This window comes from Catenulispora sp. MAP12-49 (genome assembly GCF_041262705.1).
Taxonomy (GTDB): domain Bacteria; phylum Actinomycetota; class Actinomycetes; order Streptomycetales; family Catenulisporaceae; genus Catenulispora.
Map to the genome: position 1 here is coordinate 23381 of NZ_JBGCCP010000048.1, position 23571 is coordinate 46951.

The 23571-nt window shown below is 71.2% G+C and carries 18 protein-coding genes and 1 pseudogene; 8 read left to right on the plus strand and 11 right to left on the minus strand.

Going from position 1 to position 23571, the window contains the following annotated elements; genetic code table 11:
• The first annotated feature begins 17 nt into the window (after positions 1-17).
• Positions 18-1139, plus strand: coding sequence for an acyl-CoA dehydrogenase family protein (locus tag ABIA35_RS44640; protein ID WP_370362020.1), 1122 nt, complete (start codon positions 18-20; stop codon positions 1137-1139).
• On the opposite strand, the gene ABIA35_RS44645 is transcribed toward ABIA35_RS44640, so the two are convergent.
• On the minus strand, positions 1060-2208 hold the full coding sequence (locus tag ABIA35_RS44645; RefSeq protein WP_370362021.1) for an MFS transporter: 1149 nt from the start codon (positions 2206-2208) through the stop codon (positions 1060-1062). The genes ABIA35_RS44640 and ABIA35_RS44645 overlap by 80 nt on opposite strands.
• Positions 2209-2326: 118 nt before the next feature.
• Positions 2327-2560 (minus strand): annotated as a pseudogene (locus ABIA35_RS44650) (MFS transporter); the annotation flags it as partial.
• Positions 2561-2730: 170 nt separating this feature from the next.
• Between ABIA35_RS44650 and ABIA35_RS44655 the strand changes: the two are divergent.
• Positions 2731-3717 (plus strand): RNA polymerase subunit sigma-70, encoded by a 987-nt coding sequence (locus ABIA35_RS44655; protein WP_370362022.1) that lies wholly within the window; start codon positions 2731-2733, stop codon positions 3715-3717.
• A 36-nt stretch (positions 3718-3753) separates the two neighbouring features.
• Here ABIA35_RS44655 and ABIA35_RS44660 read toward each other — a convergent pair whose 3' ends face one another.
• Complete coding sequence (locus ABIA35_RS44660; RefSeq protein ID WP_370362023.1) at positions 3754-4614, minus strand: SAM-dependent methyltransferase; 861 nt, start codon at positions 4612-4614, stop codon at positions 3754-3756.
• 148 nt (positions 4615-4762) lie between these two features.
• Here ABIA35_RS44660 and ABIA35_RS44665 point away from each other — a divergent pair, with 148 nt between their 5' ends.
• Positions 4763-5974, plus strand: coding sequence for an MFS transporter (locus ABIA35_RS44665; RefSeq protein WP_370347561.1), 1212 nt, complete (start codon positions 4763-4765; stop codon positions 5972-5974).
• A gap of 1076 nt (positions 5975-7050) precedes the next feature.
• Here the strand turns inward: ABIA35_RS44665 and ABIA35_RS44670 are convergent.
• The 3 genes from ABIA35_RS44670 to ABIA35_RS44680 all read right to left on the minus strand — a co-directional run bounded on the left by ABIA35_RS44670 (position 7051) and on the right by ABIA35_RS44680 (position 12862).
• Entirely contained in the window at positions 7051-7542 is a 492-nt protein-coding gene (locus ABIA35_RS44670) for a nucleotidyltransferase domain-containing protein (RefSeq protein ID WP_370362024.1), read from the minus strand.
• A 52-nt stretch (positions 7543-7594) separates the two neighbouring features.
• The gene (metH, locus tag ABIA35_RS44675; RefSeq protein WP_370362025.1) at positions 7595-11104 is read right to left on the minus strand and encodes a methionine synthase; all 3510 of its coding nucleotides are present in this window, start codon (positions 11102-11104) and stop codon (positions 7595-7597) included.
• A gap of 168 nt (positions 11105-11272) precedes the next feature.
• Positions 11273-12862 (minus strand): hypothetical protein, encoded by a 1590-nt coding sequence (locus ABIA35_RS44680; protein WP_370362026.1) that lies wholly within the window; start codon positions 12860-12862, stop codon positions 11273-11275.
• Here ABIA35_RS44680 and ABIA35_RS44685 point away from each other — a divergent pair.
• Entirely contained in the window at positions 12855-13289 is a 435-nt protein-coding gene (locus ABIA35_RS44685) for a hypothetical protein (RefSeq protein WP_370362027.1), read from the plus strand. The two genes, ABIA35_RS44680 and ABIA35_RS44685, sit on opposite strands and share 8 nt — an antisense overlap.
• Here ABIA35_RS44685 and ABIA35_RS44690 read toward each other — a convergent pair.
• Positions 13244-14371, minus strand: a complete 1128-nt coding sequence (locus ABIA35_RS44690; protein WP_370362028.1) for an FAD-dependent oxidoreductase — start codon at positions 14369-14371, stop codon at positions 13244-13246. The two genes, ABIA35_RS44685 and ABIA35_RS44690, sit on opposite strands and share 46 nt — an antisense overlap.
• Before the next feature lie 91 nt (positions 14372-14462).
• Between ABIA35_RS44690 and ABIA35_RS44695 the strand changes: the two genes are divergently transcribed.
• Entirely contained in the window at positions 14463-15062 is a 600-nt protein-coding gene (locus ABIA35_RS44695; protein ID WP_370362042.1) for a TetR/AcrR family transcriptional regulator, read from the plus strand.
• A gap of 1227 nt (positions 15063-16289) precedes the next feature.
• Here the strand turns inward: ABIA35_RS44695 and ABIA35_RS44700 are convergent.
• The gene (locus ABIA35_RS44700) at positions 16290-17036 is read right to left on the minus strand and encodes a G1 family glutamic endopeptidase (RefSeq protein WP_370362029.1); all 747 of its coding nucleotides are present in this window, start codon (positions 17034-17036) and stop codon (positions 16290-16292) included.
• A 215-nt stretch (positions 17037-17251) separates the two neighbouring features.
• On the minus strand, positions 17252-18322 hold the full coding sequence (locus tag ABIA35_RS44705) for a helix-turn-helix domain-containing protein (RefSeq protein WP_370362030.1): 1071 nt from the start codon (positions 18320-18322) through the stop codon (positions 17252-17254).
• Positions 18323-18438: 116 nt separating this feature from the next.
• Here ABIA35_RS44705 and ABIA35_RS44710 point away from each other — a divergent pair, with 116 nt between their 5' ends.
• Both ABIA35_RS44710 and ABIA35_RS44715 read left to right on the plus strand, forming a co-directional pair.
• Positions 18439-18636, plus strand: a complete 198-nt coding sequence (locus ABIA35_RS44710; RefSeq protein WP_370362031.1) for a helix-turn-helix transcriptional regulator — start codon at positions 18439-18441, stop codon at positions 18634-18636.
• Positions 18620-19066 carry a DUF2178 domain-containing protein gene (locus ABIA35_RS44715; protein ID WP_370347376.1) on the plus strand — a complete coding sequence of 149 codons (447 nt, stop codon included), beginning with the start codon at positions 18620-18622 and terminating at the stop codon, positions 19064-19066. Before ABIA35_RS44710 ends, ABIA35_RS44715 begins: the two co-directional genes overlap by 17 nt.
• Before the next feature lie 133 nt (positions 19067-19199).
• Here ABIA35_RS44715 and ABIA35_RS44720 read toward each other — a convergent pair whose 3' ends face one another.
• On the minus strand, positions 19200-20999 hold the full coding sequence (locus ABIA35_RS44720) for an N-acetylmuramoyl-L-alanine amidase (protein WP_370362032.1): 1800 nt from the start codon (positions 20997-20999) through the stop codon (positions 19200-19202).
• A gap of 193 nt (positions 21000-21192) precedes the next feature.
• Between ABIA35_RS44720 and ABIA35_RS44725 the strand changes: the two genes are divergently transcribed.
• Positions 21193-22566, plus strand: coding sequence for a C39 family peptidase (locus ABIA35_RS44725; protein WP_370362033.1), 1374 nt, complete (start codon positions 21193-21195; stop codon positions 22564-22566).
• 144 nt (positions 22567-22710) lie between these two features.
• Here ABIA35_RS44725 and ABIA35_RS44730 read toward each other — a convergent pair whose 3' ends face one another.
• Complete coding sequence (locus tag ABIA35_RS44730) at positions 22711-23517, minus strand: DeoR/GlpR family DNA-binding transcription regulator (protein ID WP_370347382.1); 807 nt, start codon at positions 23515-23517, stop codon at positions 22711-22713.
• Positions 23518-23571 lie beyond the last annotated feature (54 nt).

Consider the following 23571-nt stretch of genomic DNA (forward strand, 5'->3'; position numbering starts at 1 on the left):
AGCGAGAGAAGGCCCTGATGGACCTCGACTTCAGCGACGAGCAGATCCTGCTGCGGGACACGGTGCGGGACCTGTGTGCCAAACACGTTCCGCCGACCACCGTGCGTGCCCTGGAGAACGATCCGGAGCACTACCCGGAGGACTTCTGGAAGCAGGCCGGCCAGCTCGGGCTGCACGGGATGCGGCTGCCGGAGGAGCACGGCGGCACCGACATGACGCTGCTGGACGCGGCGCTCGTCTACACCGAGTTCGGGCGCGCGCTGGTGCCCTCGCCGCACTTCGCAAGCACGGTGTTGGCCGGGCGGGTCCTGGTCGCGGCCGGGAGCGCGGAGCAGCGGCAGCGCTGGCTGCCGGGGATCGCGTCGGGCACCGGGGTGATCTCGGTGGCGTGGCTGGAGCCGGACCGGAGCTGCGGGCCGCGCGGCGTGCGGGCGCAGGCCGTCGCGGCATTGGGCGGCGGCTATCGGCTGACCGGGGTCAAGCGCCATGTTCCCTATGCGCGCAGCGCGGAGCGCGTGCTGGTGCTGGCGCGCGACGAGGCCACCGACGAGGTGCTCTTCCTTCTGGTGGATCCGGCCGCCGAGGGCGTTCGCCTGACGCAGCAACTCACGGTCGCCTCCGACACGCAGTACCGGATGGACTTCGAGGACGTGTTCGTCCCCGGAGAGTCGGTCATCCGCGGCGGCTGGGAGGTCTGGGACGCGGTCATGCACGACGCGATCGTGCTGGCGGCGGCTCAGGCATCCGGCGCGGCCCGGCGGACGCTGGAGTTCACGGTCGACTACGCGCTGACCCGGCACCAGTTCGACAAGCCGCTCGGCGCCTTCCAGGCGATCGCGCACTACCTGGCGGACGCCGTCACCACCGTCGACGGCGCCGAAACGCTGGTGTGGGAAGCCGCCTGGGCCCGCGACGCGGGACGCTCCACGGCGAAGCTCGCGCCGATGGCGAAGCTGTTCGCCGGGGACACGTTCCGGGACGTGACCGCGAAGGCGCAGCAGATCTTCGGCGGCAACGGCTTCACCGTGGAGTTCGACACGCAGCTGTACTTCCGGCGCGCTAAGCAGTGGCAGATGGCGTGGTGGGACGCGCGGTATCTGGAGGAGTTGGTCGCGGTGCAGGTGCTTGACGCCGGATGAGCACCAGCGCCACCGGGACCGCGGCCAGGCCGATGAGCCCGCAGACCCAGAAAGCCTGCTGGAAGCCGCCGGTCAGCGCATCGGCGGCGGCGTGGCCGTGCTCGAGCAGCCCTTGGGAGCGCGTGGCAGCCACCGTCGAGGCGATGGCGATCCCGATCGCACCCCCGAGCTGCTGAGAGGAGTCGATGAGCCCGGAGGCGACCCCGGCGTCGCGTTCGGTGACGCCGACCAGCGCCCCGATCGACACCGGGATGAACACCCAGGTGACCGCCCCGGTCAGGAAGAAGGGGCCGGTCAGGTCGGCCCAGAAGCTGCCGTGCGCGGACACCTGCGTCGCCCACAGGATCCCGGACGCTGTCACCGTCATCCCGATCGCCATCACCAGCCGCACGGACGCCTTGGTGACCAGGATCTGGGCCGGCCCGGCCATCACCACACCGGTCAGGCCGACGGTCAGCCAGGCCAGGCCGGTCGTCATCGCGGAGTACCGGAGCACCTGCTGCATGTAGAGCGTGCCGATGAAGATGTAGCCGTAGAAGCTGGCTCCGAGCAGGAAGCCGACGGTGTTGGAGCCGGCGAGGGTCTTCAGCCGGAACAGCCGCAGCGGCAGCAGTGGCGCCTCGGTCCTGGCCTCGACGATCACGAACGTGGCCAGCAGCACCGCCGCGATGGCGAGCAGCACCAGGGTGCGTGCGGCCGTCCACCCGACGGTCGGCGCCTGCGAGATCGCATAGACCGCGAGGACCAGGGAGCCGGTCACGGTGACGGCGCCGGGGACGTCGTAGCCGCGGCGGGCGTCCTGTACCCCCTTGCTCTCCGGCAGCACGCGCGGGGCCACCAGCAGCACTGCACCGCCGATGACGACATTCAGGTAGAAGATGTAGGGCCAGCCGGCGTACCGGGTGATGGCGCCCCCGGCCAGCACCCCGAACGTCGCCCCGCTGGCCCCGACGGCGCCCCAGATGCCCAGCGCCTTGTTGCGCTCGGGGCCCTCGGGGAACATGTTCATCACGATGGACAGCGCGGCGGGCAGCACCGCGGCGGCCCCCAAGCCCTGGACGCCACGCATGACGATCAGGAAGGTGCCGCTGGTCGCCAGCCCGCACGCGCACGAGGCCGCGGTGAACAGCGAGAGCGGCCACGAAGGTCCGGCGGCGTCCGACCAGGTCGGCGGTCCGGCCGCCGAGCAGCAGGAAGCCGCCGAAGCTGATCGCGTACGCGGTCACCACCCACTGCAGGTTCGTCTGGGCGAAGTGGAGCTTGGCGCCGATCGTCGGCAGCGCCACGTTCACGATCAGCATGTCGACCACGGTCATGAAGACCGCCACGGCCAGGAGCGCGAAGGCCCGCCATCGGTGCGGGACGCCGGGCGTCACAGCCGCTTCTTCTCTGGTGTCGTTCCAGCCTTCCACTGAGGTCATGGGTGCCTCCGGTCGTCGCGGGTGGGAGTCCTCACCCGGTGAAGCACCGGACGCCACGCGGATTCGTCGGGCGCTCAGCGATGAATCCGGCCCGTCTGCGGTGTTGCACTGGAGTAGGAGATGTTTTCCGAGCAGGCGACGAAAAAGGCGACGAAAGAACGGGGCGCACCATGACCGAGGCGACGACCCTCGCCCGGGCCCAGGCCGGAGACGGCGAGGCCTTCCGGGCCCTCGTCGATCCGCACCGCCGCGAGTTGATGGCGCACTGCTACCGGATCCTCGGGTCGGTCCAGGACGCCGAGGACGTGCTTCAGGAGGCTCTGTTGGCGGCATGGCGGGCGATCGGGCAGTTCGACGGCCGGTCGCTGCGGGCGTGGCTGTACCGGATCGCCACCAACCACTGTCTGAACTACCTGCGGGGCGAGGCGCGGCGGCCGCAGCCGGCCGGCCACCACGGGCCCCCGGGGCAGGACCGGCCCGGCGATCCGTGGTGGCTGGAGCCCTACCCCGGGGACGTGGACGATCTGACCCCCGGCCCCGAGGCCCGCTACGACGCCCGCGAGTCGATCGCGCTGTCGTTCGTCGCCGGGCTTCAGCACCTGCCGCCGCAGCAGCGTGCGGTGCTGGTGTTGCGGGACGTGCTCGGCTTCTCGGCGGCCGAGACCGCGGACATGCTGGGCACCACCGCGACCGCCGTCAACAGCGCGCTGGTCCGGGCCCGCGCCGCGCTGCCGCCGGACCGGAGTCCGCACGAGGTGCCGATCCCCACGTCGCCGGCCGAGGCGGCGGTCGTGGACCGCTTCGTGCGCGCGTTCCAGCGCTTCGACCTGCCGGAGCTGGTGAGCCTGCTGACCGACGACGCCCGGCTGACGATGCCGCCGCAGCCCATGGAGCACCGGGGCCCCGGGGCGATCGCCCGGTTCCTGGTGGAGCTCCATCAGGGGCAGGAGCTCCGGTTCCTTCCCACGCGCGCCAACGGGCAGCCCGCCATGGTGCTCTACATCCCCGATCCCCAGGCGCCGATCTGGCGGTTCTGCGGGCTCATCGTGTTCTCGCTGCGGGGCGGGCAGGTGCGGGGGCTCACCCGGTTCGCCGGACAGGCCTCGCTGACCCGGTTCGGCTTCCCGCGCACGCTGCCGCGGGGGTTCGACGCCTGAGCAGCAGGGTTGCTGCCCGCCACCCCTTGCGCGCCGCTATCCCTTCCTGGCCACCACCCCGTAAGCGATCTGCCGCTCCCGCACCGTCTTCGTCGGATTGCGCTCGGCCCGCCACGCCGCCATCGGCACCAGCCCCGGCTCGACCGGCTCCAGCTCCCCCAGCAGCTCCAGCACCTCCTCGCGGCCGCGGGCCTGGCAGGGGATCGACACCTGCCGGAACGCCGCCGACGTGGCGCGCGCCAGCTCCACCGCCAGGTCCGTGGCACCGTGCGTGAGCACCAGGCAGCTGCCGGGCGCGCAGGCGTCCATCAGCGTGCGGAGGTGCTTGGCGGGCTGCTCGTGGTCCAGGAGGAAGTGCAGCAGGCCGGTAACCACCATGGCCACCGGCTGGGTGAAGTCGATCAGCCCGGTCAGCGCCGGCTCGCGCAGCAGCGCCTCCGGCTCGCGCAGGTCCCCCTCGACGAATGCGGTCCCCGGACCGCCGTCGGTGAGCAGGACCCGTGCGTGCGCGAGCACGATCGCGTCGTTGTCGACGTAGGCCACGCGCGCCGCCGGCTCCACCGCGCGCGCGATCTGGTGCGTGGTCGGCGTGGCGGGCAGGCCGGTGCCGACGTCCACGAACTGCTTCACGCCCTCGGCCGCCAGGTGGCGGACCGCGCGGCGCAGGAAGTCGCGCTGTTCGCGGCAGGTGTCGCGTAAGTAGGGGTTGGCGCGCAGCAGGAGTTCGGCCGCGGTGCGGTCGGCGCGGAAGTGGTCCTTGCCGCCGAGCAGGAAGTCGTAGACCCGCGCGACGTGCGGGTTGTCGGCGTCCAGGGCGGCCGGGCGCCAGTGCTGCGGCGTGTCGAACAGCGGCGGCAGCGGGCCCAGTCCTGCGTGATCGGCCACGTGATCGGCCATGCACCCTCCTGGCGGGCCGGGCCCCGGTCGGTTGTCAGCGCTCGAAGTGCCCAGCTTAACCAATCTCTTTCACAGGTCCACAAGCCTTAATCCGACGATAAGATCTCTCCTGGTAAGGGGCGGACGGGGCCAGGGGCGGAGACAGCACATGTGGGAGAAGGAACGACGGTCCGTCGCGACCGTGTTCGCCACGCACGGCGCCGTGACCGGGACGTTCTCCTCACGTCTGCCATGGCTGTCCGACCACCTGCACCTGTCCGCGGGAAAACTCGGTATCGCCCTGCTCATGCCCTCCATCGGCGCCATCGCCACCATGCCCTTCGCCGGCCGAGCGGTGGCCCGCTTCGGCACCAAGGCGACCGCGCTGACGCTGATCGGCGCCTTCCTGGCCATCACGGTGGCCATCTCCTGGATGCCGAGCCTGCCGGCCCTGGCGGCCTGCATGGTCCTGTCCGGCGCCGTCGCAGGCACCTCCGACATGGCGATGAACGCCCAGGGCATCCTGGTCGAGAAGCGCCTGGGCCGCTCGATCATGTCCGGCCTGCACGGCAGCTGGAGCGCCGGCGTCCTGGTCGCCGCGATGGCCGGCTCCCTGGCCGCGCACGCGCACGTCGACGCCCGCGTGCACTTCGCCGTCGCGGCGGCGGTGCTGGCGGTGACGGTCCTGTGGGGCACGCACGGCTTCCACACCAGCTCCGCCGACGTGGGCCTGGTGGAGGAGAAGAAGGAGGACGTGCCGCTGTTCGTGATCCCCCGCGGCGTGATCCTGCTGATCGGCCTGGTCGGCTTCTGCGGCATCTACGCCGAGGTGGCCGCCCAGGACTGGTCCTCGGTCTACATGCACCGCACCCTGCACGGCGACGAAGCCGAGGCGGCCTTCACCACCGGCATGTTCGCCTTCACCATGGCCGCCGGCCGCCTGTCCGGCGACGCGGTGGTCGGCCGCCTGGGCGCGACCACCACAGTCCGCGCCTGCGGAGTGTTCGGCGCGATCGGCGGCCTCCTGGTGGTAGCGGCCCACAGCCCGATCCCGGCGATCATCGGCTTCATGCTCATCGGCGTCGGCGTCTCGGTCGTCGTCCCCCTGGCCTTCGCCGCCGCCGGCCACGCCGGCCCCAACCCCACGATGGGCGTCGCGGGCGTGGCGACCATCGCCTACGGCGCCGGCATGGCCGCCCCCGGCATGATCGGCGGCATCGCCGACCTGACCTCCCTGCGCGTGGCCTTCTGCGCCGTCACAGTGCTGGCCGGCATGGTCGCCCTCGGCGGCGGCCTGCTGGGGCGCAACGCACCCGCGGGGGTGCACGGGGTGGAGGGCGCCCGGGCGGTGGAGGCTGAGGCGCTGGCTACGGAGGGGTGAGGGGCGCGCCGTGGCTTGTGGCTGTGGTGTGGTGCTGCGGTGCGGTGCTGTTGGTGGGTGGGTTACAGGCGACAGGCGTTTCTTGACGGCTTCGCGCATGGTTTGCGGGTTCGGGGTTCGGTGGTGGCTGGTCGGTCGGTCGGCCGGGGGTTGCGGTGTTCACGGGCCCGTGGCTGGTTCAGGATCCTTCGGTGGCGGCCGGGTTGGCGGCAGGTCTAGAGCGAGAACCAAGAGCAAAGAACCAAGAGCGCTGCCAGTGAGTGAGCCGGGCCGACTACCTTGGCCAGCTAAGCTGGCTGGCTGGCTGACGTTGCCGACTGACTGACCGGCCTATTGCTGCGAACCGGCGCTTCGCCGATGCCGATGATGCCGATGCCCTCGCTCCCGGCGCCGCCATGGACGCCTCCTGAGGCCGCCCACCGAGGCCGCAAGCGTGAGGGATGCCCGAGACCGCCGGGGAATCGCTCGACCGGCGGCCGATTCCACCAACTCGCGCCCTTGTCACCCCGATCCCGCCACACCTCTGGCTGGTTTTCGGTTCGTTCCCCTCGGTCGCGTCGGCAGGGCTTGTCCTACAGTGCCGGTTCTCGGGAGTCAAGTTCGCGCTGCACGAAACCGCAGGCCACGAAGCTAACCGCAGCGCGCGGACTTTACTCCCGGGGTTCGGCGCTGTACCCCTTGGGGCTGACGACGCGACCGAGGGGAACGAACCGCCACCACCCCACAAACCACCACCGCCCAGCAACGACCCAGCCACCCGATGGAGCCGCGCCAGTTCCCCGAGGGAGCCGAGGCCCGCCGGAGGCACCGGCTCTTCACCATGCTCTTGGCCTTGCTCTTGATCTAGACCTGCCGCCCACCCGGCCGCCACCGAAGGATCCTGAACCAGCCCCGGGACCGTGAACACCGCAACCCCCGGCCGACCGACCGACCAGCCACCACCGAACCCCGAACCCGCAAACCATGCGCGAAGCCGTCAAGAAACGCCTGTCGCCTGTAACCCACCCACCAACAGCACCGCACCGCACCGCCGCACCACACCACAGACAGCTGGCGAGCGCTTGCAACGACCCCACTCAGAAGTGAGTGGCGATCCCGAAAGCCTTGCGCAGCTGAGCCATATCGTGCCGATCGCGTTCGGCCGGCTCATAGCCCTGATGGAAGTAGACCTGCTGCTCGGCCGACAGGCAGGGCACCGCAGTCCCCGCGATGACGCCGGTGACGAAACACGAAGCCGGATAGGCAAAAGGCCGGTCCGCCTCCAACGAAGCCTGCGACGCCGACCCGTCCTCGCCGAAGACCAGCGGGTGCAGATCGATCTCCCGGCCCCGTGCGTCGGCCATCACGAACCGCACCGGACGCCAATCCACCGTCTCGGCGAACCCCGCGCGCGCCAAGGCCGCCACGAGCGCGGGCTCCTGATCGAGCCGGTGCATCAGGTCCACGTCGCGGTGCGGGCGCGTCTCGTCGCCGACCAGGGCGTCGATGCCCCAGCCGCCGCCGATCCAGACGTCGGCGCCCGCCGCCCGCAGGAGGGCGACGAGCTCCAGTACGTCCTCGGCCGTCATCACCGGCGTCTCGCCCCCCGTTGAAGCAACCTCACCCCGCCTTGCAGCAACCTCACCCCGCGTTGAAGTAAGAAGCCTCGGGGTGGTGCGCCACGATCGCGTCCGTCGACTGCTCCGGGTGCAGCTGGTACTCCTCCGACAGCCGCACGTTGATCCGCTCCGGCTTCAGCAGCTCCACGATCTTCGTCCGGTCCTCCAGGTCCGGGCACGCCGGGTACCCGAACGAGTACCGGCACCCGCGGTACTCCACCTTGAACAGCCCCTCGGTCGAGTCCGGGTCCTCCGCGGCGAAGCCCAGCTCGTCGCGCACGCGCGCGTGCCAGTACTCGGCAAGGGCCTCGGCGAGCTGGACCGACAGGCCGTGGAGCTCCATGTACTCGCGGTAGGAGTTGGCCGCGAACAGCTCCGCCGTCGCCTCGGCGATGCGGGCGCCGACCGTCACCAGCTGGAACGGGGCCACGTCCACCTCGCCGGATTCCTGCGGGCGCCAGAAGTCGGACAGGCACAGGTGGCGGTCGCGGCGCTGGCGCGGGAAGGTGAAGCTGGTGCGCTGGTCGCCGCTCTCGTCGAGGATCAGCAGGCTGTCGCCCTTGCTCACCGCCGGGAAGTAGCCGTAGACCACGGCCGCGTCCAGCAGGTTCTCGGTCTGCAGGCGCTCCAGCCACATGCGCAGGCGCGGGCGGCCCTCGGTCTCGACCAGTTCCTCGTACGAGCGCCCGCCGGAGCCGCGTCCGGGCTTGAGCCCCCACTGGCCCAGGAACAGCGCGCGCTCGTCGAGGTAGGGCGCGTACTCCGCCAGCCGGATGCCCTTCACCATGCGGTCGCCCCAGAACGGCGGCGCCGGGATCGGGTTGTCCAGCGCCACGTCGGAGCGTGCCGGGATCGGCTCGTCCGGGAGCTCGCGCAGCGGCCCGGAGGCCTTCACCCGCCGGGGACGCAGCGCCGGCAGCGAGGCCCCGGGCACGCCGGCCTTCACCGCCGCGACGGCGTCCATCAGGTTCAGGCCCTCGAAGGCGTCGCGCGCGTAGCGCACCTCGCCGTCGTAGAGCTCGGCGAGGTCCTGCTCGACGTAGGCCCGGGTCAGCGCCGCGCCGCCGAGCAGCACCGGCCAGCGGCCGGCCACGCCGCGGGTGTTCATCTCCTCCAGGTTCTCCTTCATCACCACCGTGGACTTCACCAGCAGCCCCGACATGCCGATGGCGTCGGCGGTGTGCTCCTCGGCGGCGTCCAGGATCGTCTGGAGCGGCTGCTTGATGCCGAGGTTGACCACGTTGTAGCCGTTGTTGGACAAGATGATGTCGACCAGGTTCTTGCCGATGTCGTGGACGTCGCCCTTCACCGTGGCCAGCACGATCGTGCCCTTGCCGGTGGAGTCCGACTTCTCCATGTGCGGCTCCAGGTGGGCCACCGCCGCCTTCATGGTCTCCGCGCTCTGCAGCACGAACGGCAGCTGCATCTCGCCGGAGCCGAACAGCTCGCCGACCGTCTTCATGCCGTCCAGCAGCACCTCGTTGACGATCTCCAGGGCGGGGCGCTCCTCCAGCGCCGAATCCAGGTCGGCCTCCAGGCCCTTGCGCTCGCCGTCGATGATGCGGCGCTTGAGCCGCTCGTTCAGCGGCAGCGCGGCCAGCTCGTCGGCGCGGGAGGCCTTCAGCGAGGCCGCGTCCACGCCCTCGAACAGCTCCAGCAGCCGGGTCAGCGGGTCGTAGCCCTCGGCGCGCCGGTCATAGACCAGGTCCAGGGCGACCTTGCGCTGCTCCTCCGGGATGCGGGCGATCGGCAGGATCTTGGAGGCGTGCACGATCGCCGAGTCCAGGCCGGCCTCGACGCACTCGTGCAGGAACACCGAGTTCAGCACCTGGCGCGCGGCCGGGTTCAGGCCGAAGGAGATGTTCGACAGGCCCAGCGTGGTCTGCACGTCCGGGTGCCGGCGCTTGAGCTCCCGGATGCCCTCGATGGTCTCCAGGCCGTCGCGGCGCGACTCCTCCTGCCCGGTACAGATCGTGAAGGTGAGACAGTCCACGAGGATCGAGTCCTCCGGCACGCCCCAGTTCGCCGTGATGTCCTCGATCAGCCGCTCGGCGATCGCCACCTTGTGCTCGGCGGTGCGGGCCTGGCCCTGCTCGTCGATGGTCAGGGCGATGACGCCGGCGCCGTGCGAGGACACCAGCTCCATGATCCGCGCGAAGCGGGAGTCCGGGGCGTCGCCGTCCTCGTAGTTCACCGAGTTGATGACCGCGCGGCCGCCGAGGGTCTCCAGCCCGGCCTGCAACACCTGCGGCTCGGTGGAGTCCAGCACGATCGGCAGCGTGGAGGCGGTCGCGAACCGGCTGGCGACCTGCTTCATGTCCTCGACGCCGTCCCGCCCCACGTAGTCGACGCAGAGGTCGAGCATGTGCGCGCCGTCGCGGATCTGGTTGCGGGCGATCTCCACGCACGCGTCCCAGTTCTCGGCCAGCAGCGCCTCGCGGAACGCCTTGGAGCCGTTGGTGTTGGCGCGCTCGCCGATCGCCAGGTAGCTGATGTCCTGCCGGAACGGCACGTGCTGGTACAGCGAGGAGGCCCCCGGCTCGCGCTTGGGGTCGCGCTGCGGCACCTCGCGTCCGCCGAGGCTCTCGACCAGCTGGCGCAGGTGCTCCGGCGTGGTGCCGCAGCAGCCGCCGATCAGCGCGATGCCGAACTGGTCGACGAAGCGCTGGTGCCAGTCGACGAGTTCCTCGGGGCTCAGCGGGTAGTGCGCGCCGCCGGAGGTCAGCACCGGCAGGCCGGCGTTGGGCATGCAGGACAGGCCGATCGTGGAGTGCTTGGCCAGGTAGCGCAGGTGCTCGCTCATCTCGGCCGGGCCGGTGGAGCAGTTCAGGCCGATGCGCTCGATGCCCAGGGACTCCAGCGCGGTCAGCGCCGCGCCGACCTCGGTGCCCAGCAGCATCGTGCCGGTGGTCTCGAAGGCCGCCGAGGCCCACACCGGGATGTCGACCCCGGCCGCGCGCGCCGCCGCCTTGGCGCCCAGCACCGAGGCCTTGATCTGCAGCAGGTCCTGGCTGGTCTCCACCAGCAGCGCGTCGGCGCCGCCGGCGATGAGCCCGGCGGCCTCGGCCTGGTAGGCGTCGCGCAGCGTGGCGTAGCCGATCTGGCCCAGGGACGGCAGCTTGGTGCCCGGGCCGATGGAGCCGATCACCCAGCGCGGCTTGTCGGCGGTGGCGAAGCCGTCGGCGACCTCGCGGGCCAGCCGGGCCCCGGCTTCGGAGAGCTCGAAGACGCGGTCGGAGATGTCGTAGTCGCCGAGGTTGGTGTGGTTGGCGCCGAAGGTGTTGGTCTCCACGCAGTCCACGCCGGCGCGGAAGTACTCTTCGTGCACGGCCTGCACGATGTCCGGGCGGGAGATGTTGAGGATCTCGTTGCAGCCCTCGTGGCCCTGGAAGTCGTCCAGCGTCGGGTTCTGCGCCTGCAGCATGGTGCCCATGGCCCCGTCGGCCACCACCACCCTGGTCCGGAGTGCTTCACGGAGTGCGGCGATCCGGGCGTTTCCGGCGTGCGCGGAAGGGGCGGCGGTCGAGGCCATGAGGGTTCCTCCGGGGTGAGCGGCTGCTCTTACTTGACCAATCGGACACGATTCTAGTCCGCGGGGCATTCTGAGACAGGGCGTGTCCACGTGGTGGAGCGTCCCCGGTGCGGGCCTGCTCCGGCCGTGTTCCCGGGCGTGTTGTCAGGCGTGTTGTCAGGCGTGTTGTCAGGAACTGGAGGCCGGCGCCGCAGGGTGGGAGCCCGCCGCGGCGATCGCCGCCTCGACCGGCATCCGGCGGGTCGCGATCGCCCACGCCACCTCGGCCCACAGCTCCGGACGGCCGTCCAGACGCGCGGCGACCAGGCCTTCGAGCGGGAAATGGCCGGTCCGGTCCAGTTCCTGCTCGGCACGCAGCCCCTGAGCGCCGAAATCCTCGGCATCCAACAGGTCGACCCAATGCCGGCGCGGCGTCCGCCGGGCGGCCTCGACCAGCGGTTCGGCGCTGCCGGCGGCCATGGACGCGCGGACCGCGGGCAGCACTGCGTCCAGGCTCCCGGCGCGCTCCAGGTCCAGCGCCCACACCGGCTCCGGCCCGGCCGCCACGGCCAGGGCGCCGTACACGCAGGTCAGCTCGGCCGGCTCGGTGCGGCTCCGCAGGCCCGCGACCACCTGGTGCAGCAGGGCCGGGTCGTCGGTCAGCCACCAGGCCAGGTCGACGAGCCTGTCGCCGCCGGCGGCGGTCCACCGCAGCGCCTCGTCCACCCCGGCGAGCCCGGCGAACTCGCGGAACACCCGGCTCAGGACATCCGGCGGCACGATCCGCTTGAGCAGGACCTCGCGGGCGTGGCCGAGGTCCATCTGCTCCAGGACGTAGTCGGGGCACAGCACGTTCTTCAGCAGCCGGTGGTACCGGCGGACGGAGGTGTACGCCAGGTCATGGTCGACCAGCACCCGGCTCAGCGGGGCGCTGCCGAGCAGCCACTCCCCCTGGTCGTCGGCGGTCTGCGGCTGGTCCGGCGGTTCGACCAGTTCGTTCTCGACCAGCCCGTCGAGGTAGCGCGCCGCGACCGGGTGCGGGGCCAGGGCGAGCAGGATGTTCTGCGAGGCGTAGGCGGAGCGGTCCGGATGCAGGAAGCGGTGGAGACCACCGGGCGCCCGATCCGAACGCAGCAGTTCGGCGACCGAGCCGGCGAAGCTGCCGCTGAGGTCGATCACCCGCGCCCAGCGCTGGTCGTCCTCCCCCAACGCCTCGGCCAGACGGCGCGCGAGCAGAACCCTGACGTCGCCGGTCGCCCGGCGCAACCAAGGACGCGAATACTCCGCCGGGGTGCAGACCGCCAGCGCCAACGCCAGCGCCGCCGGCCGGGTGTGCTCCACGATCTGCCTGGCCGTCAGAGACCCGGCGCACAGCGCTTCCAGCGCCAGGGCCCGGATGCGGGCCACGGCGGCGCCGAGGTCGGCGCCGGTGGGGGCGTCTTCCTCGAGCATGCGGAGATAGGCGTCCAGGCCCAGGGGCCGCGGCGGCACATGCTCGGGCTGCTGGACCAGCCGCCGCGCGAGCATCCGCCGCACGGGCCCGGGCCCCCACTGCGAGATGTGTGCGACGACGGCCGGCGCCAACGGCAACTCGGCGGTCGCCACCGCCTCGGCGAGCTGATCGGCGGACAGCGCGGCCAGCGCGGGCACGACATCAGCCGGCCGCGCCGAGCCGAGCAGCCGCAGCAGCGCGACCGGACCGGGGACCGCGTCGGGCGCGGCCTCGCGCAGGCGGAGGCTTTCGGTGGGCCAGGCTGGCGAGGTCGTGGCTATGGGCACAGTGGATATGACGAGTCCGGCGGCCGGTGCTGTTGCAGTCGGCGCGGTGGATTCGGCGCTCGGCCCGGCCGGCACCGCGGGCGCGGTCGCCGCAGCCAACGCACTCGGCCCGGCTGGCGCCGCAGGCACGGCCGCCGCAGCTAGCGCACTCGGCCCGGTTGGCACCGCAGGCGCGGCCGCCGCAGCCAACGCACTCGGCCCGGCTGGCACCGTAGGCACGACCGCCGCAGCCAACGCACTCGGCCCGGTCGCCGACCCCGCCCCGTCGGCCGCCCCCGGCGCGCTCGATCCCGTCGGCACCGTCACGAACGCCTGTTCAGCCACCAGGGCATCTTGCCCTGTCCGCGCGCGGTTGAGTACCGCCGGGGTCGCCCGCCGGTGCTATTGGTTGAGAATCGTGCTGATCATCTTCAGCCACCGGGTGTAAAACCAGCTGATCAGCGTGTTGGGAGTGAGCAGCCCGGCACCCGGCCGGTACTTGTCAGTCACCTCCGATCCGGCCACCATCTGCGTCAGCCGCGCGCCCTTGAGGCGCGAGCGTTCGTACTCGGCCAGGCCCGCCGGCAGGTCGCCCTCCTTCAGACGCAGCCCGCGCGCCAGGGCCCAGCCGTCCTCCAGGGCCTGGTTCGCGCCCTGAGCCACCGTCGGGGGCATCGTGTGCGCGGCGTCGCCGAGCAGGACCACGCGTCCGCGGCTCCAGCCGCGGGTCACCTTCTGCCGCCGGTGCGCGAAGAACTCGATCTGGGAGTCGTCGGCGGCGGCCAGGGTCTCGGCCACCGGGGAGGCCCAGTGGCCGAAGCGCTCCTTCAGCATGGCCGTGACCGAGGGCGGCTGCGGGTCCTCGGCGTTCCACGGCCGGTCGAACCACCACTGCAGCAAGCCGTTGCCGGCCGGCATCAGGCCGCAGAATCCCTCGCGGCCGACGATCATCAGGCCGCGCCGGGAATGCGTGGTCTCCACGTCGACCGGCGTCAGCCCCTGCCAGGTCGCCCAGCCCGCGGGCCGGGTCGGGTCCGCGCCGTACACCAGGTCGCGCACCACGGAGCGCGAGCCGTCCGCGCCGATCACCAGGTCCGCCGACGCCGCCGTGCCGTCGGCGAAGCGCACCTCGGCCGAGCCGGGATCCTGGTCGATCGAGACCGCGCGGCGCCCGAAGTGCAGCGTGCCCTCCGGGAGGCCGTCGGCCAGGCGCCGGATGAGGTCGCGGCGCGGCGTCGAGCGGTGCGGGTAGCCGTAGCGCGCCGCCGCCCGCGTGCAGTCGATGTCCATCAGCATCCGGGCGTCGCTGCCGCGCAGCATCGCCAGATAGTCGATCGGCGCGCCGAGGTCGTCGTACGGCACGCCGAGCGCGTGCAGCACCGCCGTGCCATTGCTCCACAGTGTCAGTGCCGAGCCCGACGTACGCAGCGCCTCGGCCCGTTCGTAGCACGCCACCTCGTGTCCGTCCGCGATCAGTGCCCGGGTCGCGGCCAGACCGCCGATCCCGGCTCCGATGACCACCACACGCATGGTTCCCCTCCTGTCGTCCCGCCTGTCCCGCCTCACGATCAATACCACCACAACGATAGTACTATCCCGGCTCCGGTATCATCTCGGGGTGATGGCTCCCCCTCCGAACCTGGCCCGGCGCCGCGCCCTGACCGACGGCGCGCTGCGCGTGCTGGCCGCCACCGGCCTGCACGGCTTCAGCCACCGCGCCGTGGACACCGCCGCCGACCTGCCCGCCGGCACCGCCGCCAACTACTTCGGCAGCCGCGACGCGCTGCTGGCGGCCGCCGCCGAGCGCGTGCTGGAACTGCACGAGGAGGACATGGCGGCCGCCCACGGCCTGGTCGTCGGCCCGGTCGACCGCGAGGGCCTGATCGGCCTGCTGGCGATGTCGCTGGAGATGTCGGCCAAGCTGCACCGCGACCGCTACCTGGCGGTCTACGAGCTCACCCTGGAATCCACACGCCGCCCGGCCTTGCGGGCGACGTTCGACGCCATCCGGGACGCGGCGATCGAGTTCACCTGCGAGCAGCACCGGGCCCTGGGCCTGGCCACCTCGCGCCAGGACGTGGAGACCCTGATCACGCTGTACGGCGGCGCGCTGTTCACCCTGATCACCGGCCAGGCCGGCGAGCACGGCAAGGACGGCGAGCCCGACACCGCGACCTGCGCCGCGCTGGCCCGCACGATGGTCGCGGGCATCTCGTCGTAGAACAGCGGGCATCTCGTCGTAGAACATGTGAGAGCCGGCGCGGCTGGATGGTGTGTGCGTGGCTTGGGGTGGCTGGTGCGGTTTTGGTGGTGATTTTAGAGGCTTTTTACGGCTTCGCGCATAGTTTGCGGGATCCGCTGGTGGCGCAGTTCAGGTAAGCGTCGCGGGTCGCACTGGCGGCCGGCGGTCGGCGTGTTCACGACCGCGCACAGGTCCGAGTCACTGCGCACACGTCATTGCTGGCGGGTGTCTGCCGCGTTTGGTGTGCACCTAAAGTCAAGAGCAGGTGCCTCCGGCGGGCGCTCTACAGCGGGGGGCGCCCCCTGCGGACCTGCTTGATGCCGGCGGCCCGCGACTGTTCGGCTTTGTCTTCGTGCGTGGGCGCGCTGCGCTTGTTGGTGGCGGTGCTGCTTGTGGTCGCCATGTTCCGGGTCCCCCGCCGCGTCGACGCCTAAAAGGAAGCAGGCCGGTCCGGTGGTATCAAGTCGGATCACACACTGCTGTGGTCCGGTTTCGTCCGACTTGACACCACCGGACCGGCCAGCTTGGCTACGCCCGCCGACGCGGCGGGGGACCCGGAACAAAGAGCCCTCTATGGTGTGCGGGATCCACGTGTCACACGGTGGTCGGCCGCGACTGGCCTACGTGCGTGAGCACGGTGTGACACGTGGATCCCGCATCCCATACAGGTGGGGTTGTCTCGGTTCCCTCGTCGCTGTCGGCGGGCTCTGCCAACCATCCCAGTAGCGACCAACACTCGGACCGCCGCCCACGCGGGGTGTTGATGATCCCTCAGAGTCTGGAGTGCCCGCCGGAGGCGCCTGCCTTTGATCTTCGGTGCCCACCAAACGCGGCCGGCAGCCGCCAGACCAAACGTGTGCGCAATGACTCGGACCGGTGCGCGGTCGTGAACGGGCGAGCCGCCGGCCGCCAACGTGAAACGAGCGCCTCAACCGAACTGCGCCACCAGCGGATCCCGTAAACCATGCGCGAAGCCGTAAAAACCTTGACTGTCAACCCACGAACAAACCGCACCCGCCAAGCACCCCGAAGCGCCAAAAGCGCCCGCCGCGAAGGGATCGTGGCGGGCGCAGTCGGCGGACCGGTGGCTGTCGACGACCGGTCGGTCCGTCAGTGGTGCGTCGCTATCGGATTCCGCTGCCGGATGCGGCCCATTCCCAACCGTTCCCGCGGCATGTCCCGATGGCGGCCTTGCTGAAGGACATACTACTTCCGGCGCGCGTTGCCTCCACCGCCGGGGACCATCGCGAAGGAGCCGTTGTTCAGCGCCGTGGGCCCGTAGCCGCCGCTGGTCAGCGCCTGCGGGTTCGAGGCGTCGAAGGGCTGGCCGTCGACGGTCACGTTGCTGAAGTCCTGCTCGGAGAACGACGGGTAGCTCGACGTCGGCGACTCGATGACCGCCTCGGCGCTGGCGTCCTGGCCGTTGTACTGCTGCTGGGTGCTCTCGGTCCAGCCGGCGGTGTTGTCGGTCAGGGTGACGGTGTAGTTGCCGGTGCCGTCGTCGGAGACGCTGCCGGTGAAGGAGTCGCCGGCCGAGACCGGGTCGTTCCAGTACACCGGCTGCGCCGGGTACATCTCGTACCAGGCCGAGTAGACCGGGCTGCCGGAGGAGCAGTCGGTCTGCACGCCGGTCTGCTCCACGCTCTCCGAGCCGTAGCCGTCGATGCCGACCCACGGCGCGTACAGGTCGTTGCTGGTGTTGCAGGTGACCTGCGGCTCGGTCCAGGATCCGGAGATGCTGGTGAAGTTGCCGGTGGCGACGTAGCCGCCCCAGTTGCTGTCCTGGAAGTTCTTCACGCTCCGGTGGTGGTGCCCGAAGGACACCGGCGTCCGGCTGTGCGCGGCCGCCGCGGGCGCGCCGGTGACGCCCGCGCCGGCGGTGAGGGCCGCGCAGGCCAATGCCGCGGCGGCCAGGCGGGCGCGCCGGGGAGCGAGGAAGGTGGGGGTGTGCATGGTGGGGATCTCCAGTTCCGAGTGATGGACGGGGACTGATTCGTCAGTCTCGGAACCGAACGGCCGGTTGGGAACGCGTCGCGGCGGGCCGATGGCGGCCATGGCCGGTCGCGGCCTAACCCCCGGACCCCGGGGATTTGTGTCAAGGCACGGTAAAACCCCAGATGGAAACCCCTCACCGTGATGCGGCGTCAGTCCAAGCGTCAGTCCAAGCGTCAGTCCAACAGCCCCAGCTGCGCGGCCTTCGCCCCGGCCGCGAACCGGCTGCGCACCCCGAGCGCCTCCAGCGTCTGGGCCACCAGCCGGCGCAGCGTGCGCTCCGAACACCCCAGCTGGCGCGCTATGGCCTCGTCCTTGGCCCCGGTCGCCAGCGCCCGCAGCAGCCTGACGTGCACCGCCGTCAGCTCCTCGTCCCGATCGCCGCCCGCGCCGACGAACGTCGCGTACTTCTCCGCGCCGACCCACAGGTGGTCGAACGCCGCCAGCAGACAGCGGCCGACCACGTCGCTGCGGATCACCACGTCGCACGGCGGCTCCCCGTCCGGGCCGGGGGTGACCACCACCGAGCCGTCGAGCACCAGCAGCCGCAGCGGGATCGCGTCGGCGACGCGCACCTGCCCGCCGCCCTTCTCCAGGGCGCTGAGATAGGCCGCGGCGCCGGGCCGCCGGGCGGCGGTCCTGGACACCAGCATCCGGAACCCCACGCCGCGCTTGAGCAGGCCCAGGTCCACCTTCAGGCTCTCGCGCAGCACGTCGTTCGGGGCCAGCGCGGGATGCATCGCCACCGCGTCGCGGCGGTTGAGCAGCGCGCGGTCGTCCAGCCAGCGCCGCAGCGCCGCGCGGTCGGTGAAGCGCAGGACGTCCACCCGCTCGGACTCGAACCCGGTGGGCGCCCCGGACGGCCGTTCGCGGTGAACACAGACCAGGTCGGCCAGGTCCGAGACGGTGGAGCGCCAGCGCTCGACCTCCTCGGCCATCCGCCCCAGCCCGCCGCTGGCCTGGGCCAGCACGTCCAGCACCGCCTGCTCCGGCAGCGCGACCCCGCCGCCGTCGGGGGCCAGCAGCCGGCGCTCGCCCAGCCACTCCATGCCGGCGCGCGCCTGGTCCTCGGGAACGTCGAGCCCGAAGGCGACGGCGGCGACGGGATCGGCTGCGAGATCGGCTATCGGACCGGCCACGGGATCGGCCGCCGGTTCGGCCGCGGCGGGCCGTCCCCGGGCCAGCAGCCGGTAGGCACGGTGCGCGGTGGTAGCCGGGTCGGGAGGGCGAAATCCACGTCCTGACACGATCCTCACCGTAGTCCGGCATGAGCGAGGCGTAAAGGTTGCGCGACTACGTAAGTAATCCGGCGCGATGTAAAGCATGCTTGACACTCCCGCGATGTAAAGCGTACTTTCCATCCATGCGGAACGACATGCGGGCACTGCGACAGGCCAAGGGCCTGTCGCAGCAGGACCTGGGGCAGGCGCTCGGGGTCTCGCGGCAGACGGTCAACGCGATCGAGCAGAACCGCTACGACCCCTCGCTCCCCCTGGCGATCCGCATCGCGAGGTATTTCGGCACAACGGTGGAGGGGATGTTCCATGTCGACGGATGCTGACACGGACGCCGGCGGGGGCCGGGAAGAGAACTGCGGCCGGGGCCGCAAGAGCCGGGGCGGACCGTGGACGGTGCCGGTGACGGCGGCCGTGCTGGGCGGGGCGTACCTGGCGATCTACCTGGGCCACCACGACGTGGCGATGGCCGTCTCGGGCCTGGTGATCATGCTCGGCTACGCGGCGGTCCTGGTCCTGGGCTCGCGCCGCTCGGAGGCGGTGGCCCTGCTGCGCGGGGAGAGCGGGGACGAGCGGCGGCGGTCGATCGAGCAGCGCGCGGCGGCGCTGACCATGTACGTGATGACCCTGGTGCTGGTCGTCGGCGGTCTGATCGCGCTGATCCGCGGCAAGGACACGTCGACGTGGACGACGTTGTGCGCGGTGCTGGGCGGCACGTACCTGCTGTCCACGTTCGTCCTGACCCGGCGCGGCTGAACACGGCTGACCACAGCTGACCGCGGCTGAGCACGAAGGCGCCGTGGCGCGGAACACACCATTCCACGCCACGGCGCCGGTTGGATCAAACAATCGTCATCAGTACCGAATCAGCACCGGAACCAACACCGGATCAGTACCAGGCGACGACCGTCACCTCCGAGCTCGGCACCCACGCCTCCCGGTGGTTGTAGTCGATGCCGAACCACAGGTTCTGCGTGCCGTCCTCGAACACCGACTTCGGAGCGGCCCACTCCGAGCCGCTCGGCGCCGACCCGATGATGTCCGCCGAGCTCGTGGTCGGCCGGCCGTAGATGCCGATCGTCGCGTTCTTCGTCGTCGGCTTCAGGCTCACCACGTAGGAGTGCACCGGGACCGCGGAGCCGGCCGGGACCGCCAGCCACGCCTTCTTGGCGTCGGCGTAGTAGCTCGGCGTGGAGTTGGACAGCTGGTCGTTCTCGCCGTACCAGATCTCGTACATGGTCATCCCGGTCCCGGCCTGGTCGGGCTGGGAGGCCAGGGAGTAGTACGGCATCTGGGTCTCGACGTTGGTGGTCTCGTCCGTGGGATCGGAGCCCGGTGCGCCCGGGATGACCGCGTCCTTCGTACTGGGACCGGTGTAGAGGGTGAAGAAGCTGTTGTTCGCTGTCGTCTCGGTCCCGTTCGCGCCCAGCGGCTTCTGGTCGCTGCTGGGGTTGACCCGGAACAGGCCGGCGGCCGGGGTGTTGCCGGTGGGGTAGGCGACGCCCAGGGAGTGGATCAGGCCGAAGTAGTAGTCCCACAGCCAGTACTTGCCCGGGTCGACGTGGTTCGGCGAGGTGCCGGTGGTCGGCGAGGGCGTGGTGCCGTGCGAGTTGATGTGGGCGTGGTCCAGCGGGATGTTGTACTTGTTCAGCAGGTACGCGGTGAGCTTGGCCGAGGCCAGGTACTCGGTGGCGTTGTACCACTGGTAGCCGGTCGCGTCGATGCCCGCGTGCTCGATGCCGACGGCGTGCTCGTTGTACCAGAAGTTCCCCGCGTGGTAGGCGATGTCCTTCTCTCTGAGCGTCTGGTAGACCGTGCCGTCGCTGTCGATGACGTAGTGCACGCTGACACCGCTGTTGATGTCCTGGAACGTGCTGATCGCGTCGGCCGCGGTGCCCTCGATGTCGTGGATGGTCACGTCGTACAGGGCGTAGCTGGTCGGCCGGTTCGAGCTCTGGTACGTGCACGCCCCGCTGACGACGTTGCAGTCATAGCTCGTCGGCACCACACAGTCGATCGCCGAGGGGTAGTCGACGTTACTGTCCTGCGCGCAGCCGCTCGGCAGCGCGGCCGGGGCCAGCGGCACCGAGCCGAGCGTGGACTTGTCGGGCGTGACCGCCTGCGGCGCCAGGGTGACCTGCGAGCCGTCGTCGGCCGTGCCGCTGAAGCCGCCCTGGATCAGCTGGTACGCGGCGTCGGCGTACATCCCGGCGACCGAGCGCGAGGAGGCGTGGCTGTAGGCGGCGATCGGCGCGTACCAGCCGGCCAGCGTGGCCGGCAGCTTCGGCGCGAGCACGAGCGCCTCGGCGCGCAGCACCGCCGCGCCGCCGCGGATGTTGGCCGCGGTGTCGTGCTGCAAGGCGGACACGCTCAGCCCGGTCAGCTTCGCGGCCTGGTCGAGGGTGTCGGCCTTGTCGTTCTTCACCAGGTTCATACAGCCGTAGCCGCCGTCGACGCTGGCCTGGCCGCCGTGGGCGCCGAGCCGGCCCTCCAGGTAGCACACCGATTCCAGCACCTGCTGCGGCACGCCGTACGTGTGCGAGGCGCTGGCGAACGCCGCCGTGACGCTGCCGGATTGCGTGCCGGCCTGGGCCGGAGCACCGCTGAGGCCGTAGGTGAGCAGTGCGGCCGCGGCCAGCAGCACGCCGGCCAGGCGCCTGCGGGGTCTGCGCGTATCCCGTCTCAACATCTGTCGCTATCACCGTCCGGTTGTGGGGTCCCGTGTATCAGAGTCCGGATCGACTCCCGGGGACATGGTGCGACCGGCGCCGCCGTTTGTCACGTGAAATCAACAAGAAACCAAGATGATTCTTGACGGGTGCTGCGGTGACTGCCACACTCCCGGTTCGGGGAGCCCACCGCGGAGCATCCGAAAGGCAGCCATGCACACCTCGCGCGCCGCCAAAGCCTTGACCTGCACGGCAGTCCTGATCGCGGCCTGCGCGGCCGGGACCGCGACGGGCACGACGGCCCGCGCGGCGACCGCGGCCGCCGGTTCCACCAGAGCCGCCGCCTCGACCAGCACCGCCGCCGCCGAGCGCGTCAACTTCCGCAAGTGGACCACCCAGGCCGACTTCCAGTCCGGCACCTCGGCGGGCGTCACCGCACTGGCCGGCGACCGGCAGGGCATCGCGATCTCAAGTACCGTCGGCTCGCTCCGGTATAAGGACGCGTATCTGCACACCACCAAAACCTACGCCTACAGCACCTGGACTTCGCCGACCTACACGCCGGGATTCGGCGCCACCGAGCTGGTCTCCTCCTGGGACGCGCAGACCCCGGCCGGCACCTGGCTGAAGGTCGAACTGAACGCCACCATGGAGGACGGCCACCAGACCGGCTGGCTGGACATGGGCAACTGGGCCTCCGGCGACACCGACATCGCCCGCACCTCGCTGAGCCCCTCGGCCGGCGTCTACGGCGCAGTGGACACCGACACCTTCAACGCCGCCGCCGGCCACACACTCCAGAGCTACCAGCTGCGGGCCACCCTGTACCGACTGCCGACCGGCACCGCCTCCCCCCGGCTGTGGCAGCTCGGCGCCTTCGCCTCGGCGGTCCCGGCCCGCACCGGCGTGACCCCCAGCCCGCTGGGCGGCGCCGAGGGTACGGACCTGGCAGCCCCGCAGTACTCCCAGCAGATCCACGTCGGCCAGTACAACCAGTACGGCGGCGGCGGAGACGCCTGGTGCAGCCCGACCTCCAGCGAGATGATCACCGAGTTCTGGGGCGGCGGCCCGAGCGCCGCCGACATGTCGTGGGTGGACCCCTCCTACGCCGACCCCAGCGTGGACTACGCCGCGCGCTCGACGTACGACTACGCCTACCAGGGCACCGGCAACTGGCCCTTCAACGCCGCCTACGCCGCGCACTACGGCCTGGACGCCGAAGTGGTCCAACTCCCCTCGGTCGACGACCTGGAAACCCTGGTCAAGGCCGGCATCCCGGTGGCGATCTCAGTGGCCTTCGACAACGGCGAACTCACCGGCTCCGGCTACGGCACCGCCGGACACCTGATGGTGGTCGCCGGGTTCACGGCGACCGGCGACTTCATCGTCGACGACCCGTTCTCGCCCTCGGACGCCGCCGTGCACCACGTCTACCAGCGCAGCCAGCTGGAGAACATCTGGCTCCGCACATACTGGACCCGCTCGGACGGCACGACCGGTTCGGGCTCCGGCGGCGTGGCGTACCTGTACAAGCCGCACGACACGGCGCTGCCGCCGGTCGCGGATCCGACCAATCCGACGTGGTGAACCGCGGGCAACCCTCACCCCGCGAACGCAAGGCCCCGGCGAACCGCAGTCGCCGGGGCCTTGGTGTGCCCGACAATCCGCGGTGTCTGTCACCCGCCTTGTTGGAAACCCCCTTGAAACCCACCCTGCTCAAAACCTTGAGCGTCAGTCCAACTCCGACCCGCTGGGCGCGACTATGACCCGCGTCCCGCTCTGCTCCAGCGCCCGCACCGCCTCCGGGTCCGCGCCCGAATCGGTGACGATCGCCGTGACCGCCGACAGCGGGCACACCCGCCCGACCGCGACCCGGCCGAGCTTGGCGCCGTCGGCGAGGACGTACACCGACTGGGCCTGGCCCAGAATCGCCTGTCGGACCGGGATCTCCTCCAGCTGGTCGCTGGTCACGCCGGCCTTCAGATGCACGCCGGAGGCCGCGATGAACGCCCGGTCGGCGAAGAAGCGCTCGAAGAACTTCTCCGACCCCGGCCCCACGCAGGAAAGGTCGCCGCGCCGCACCTGCCCGCCGGCGAGGTGCACCTCGACGCCCTCGCGGCCGGCGAGTTCCGCGGCGGTGGGCAGGGCCACGCACAGTGCGCGGCCGCTGAAGGTGGCCGGGAGGGCGCGCGCCGTCTCGGCGACCGTGGTGCCCAGGTCGAAGACCAGGGTCTCGCCGGGCTCGACCAGGGCCGCGGCGGCCGCGGCGATGGCGCGCTTGGGGTCAAGGCGGGCGATGGCGCGCTCGTCGGCGCCGGGTTCCCAGCCTCGGGACTCCTGGGCGACGGCGCCGCCGTAGACGCGGCGCAGGATGCCGCGCTCCTCCAGGACCTGCAGGTCGCGGCGGATGGTCTCGCCGGAGACCCCGTAACGCGCAGCCAGGTCCTCGACCCGGACCCGGGTGTCGCGGCGCAGCTGTGCGGCGATGCGCAGGCGGCGCTCCTCGGGGAGGACCGCGTCGAGCAGTTCTTCCTTCATCGGTCGGGACTCCACAGCTGGCCGGGGCGGACGCGCGCGGTCGCACGCTGCCCT

Coding starts and splice junctions, on each gene's coding strand:
- ABIA35_RS44640 (WP_370362020.1), top strand. CDS start 18: ATGGACCTCGACTTCAGCGACGAGCAGATCCTGCTGCGGGACACGGTG.
- ABIA35_RS44645 (WP_370362021.1), bottom strand. CDS start 2,208: ATGCGTGGCGTCCAGGGCTTGGGGGCCGCCGCGGTGCTGCCCGCCGCG.
- ABIA35_RS44655 (WP_370362022.1), top strand. CDS start 2,731: ATGACCGAGGCGACGACCCTCGCCCGGGCCCAGGCCGGAGACGGCGAG.
- ABIA35_RS44660 (WP_370362023.1), bottom strand. CDS start 4,614: ATGGCCGATCACGTGGCCGATCACGCAGGACTGGGCCCGCTGCCGCCG.
- ABIA35_RS44665 (WP_370347561.1), top strand. CDS start 4,763: ATGTGGGAGAAGGAACGACGGTCCGTCGCGACCGTGTTCGCCACGCAC.
- ABIA35_RS44670 (WP_370362024.1), bottom strand. CDS start 7,542: ATGACGGCCGAGGACGTACTGGAGCTCGTCGCCCTCCTGCGGGCGGCG.
- metH (WP_370362025.1), bottom strand. CDS start 11,104: ATGGCCTCGACCGCCGCCCCTTCCGCGCACGCCGGAAACGCCCGGATC.
- ABIA35_RS44685 (WP_370362027.1), top strand. CDS start 12,855: ATGGGCACAGTGGATATGACGAGTCCGGCGGCCGGTGCTGTTGCAGTC.
- ABIA35_RS44690 (WP_370362028.1), bottom strand. CDS start 14,371: ATGCGTGTGGTGGTCATCGGAGCCGGGATCGGCGGTCTGGCCGCGACC.
- ABIA35_RS44695 (WP_370362042.1), top strand. CDS start 14,463: ATGGCTCCCCCTCCGAACCTGGCCCGGCGCCGCGCCCTGACCGACGGC.
- ABIA35_RS44700 (WP_370362029.1), bottom strand. CDS start 17,036: ATGCACACCCCCACCTTCCTCGCTCCCCGGCGCGCCCGCCTGGCCGCC.
- ABIA35_RS44710 (WP_370362031.1), top strand. CDS start 18,439: ATGCGGAACGACATGCGGGCACTGCGACAGGCCAAGGGCCTGTCGCAG.
- ABIA35_RS44715 (WP_370347376.1), top strand. CDS start 18,620: ATGTCGACGGATGCTGACACGGACGCCGGCGGGGGCCGGGAAGAGAAC.
- ABIA35_RS44720 (WP_370362032.1), bottom strand. CDS start 20,999: ATGTTGAGACGGGATACGCGCAGACCCCGCAGGCGCCTGGCCGGCGTG.
- ABIA35_RS44725 (WP_370362033.1), top strand. CDS start 21,193: ATGCACACCTCGCGCGCCGCCAAAGCCTTGACCTGCACGGCAGTCCTG.
- ABIA35_RS44730 (WP_370347382.1), bottom strand. CDS start 23,517: ATGAAGGAAGAACTGCTCGACGCGGTCCTCCCCGAGGAGCGCCGCCTG.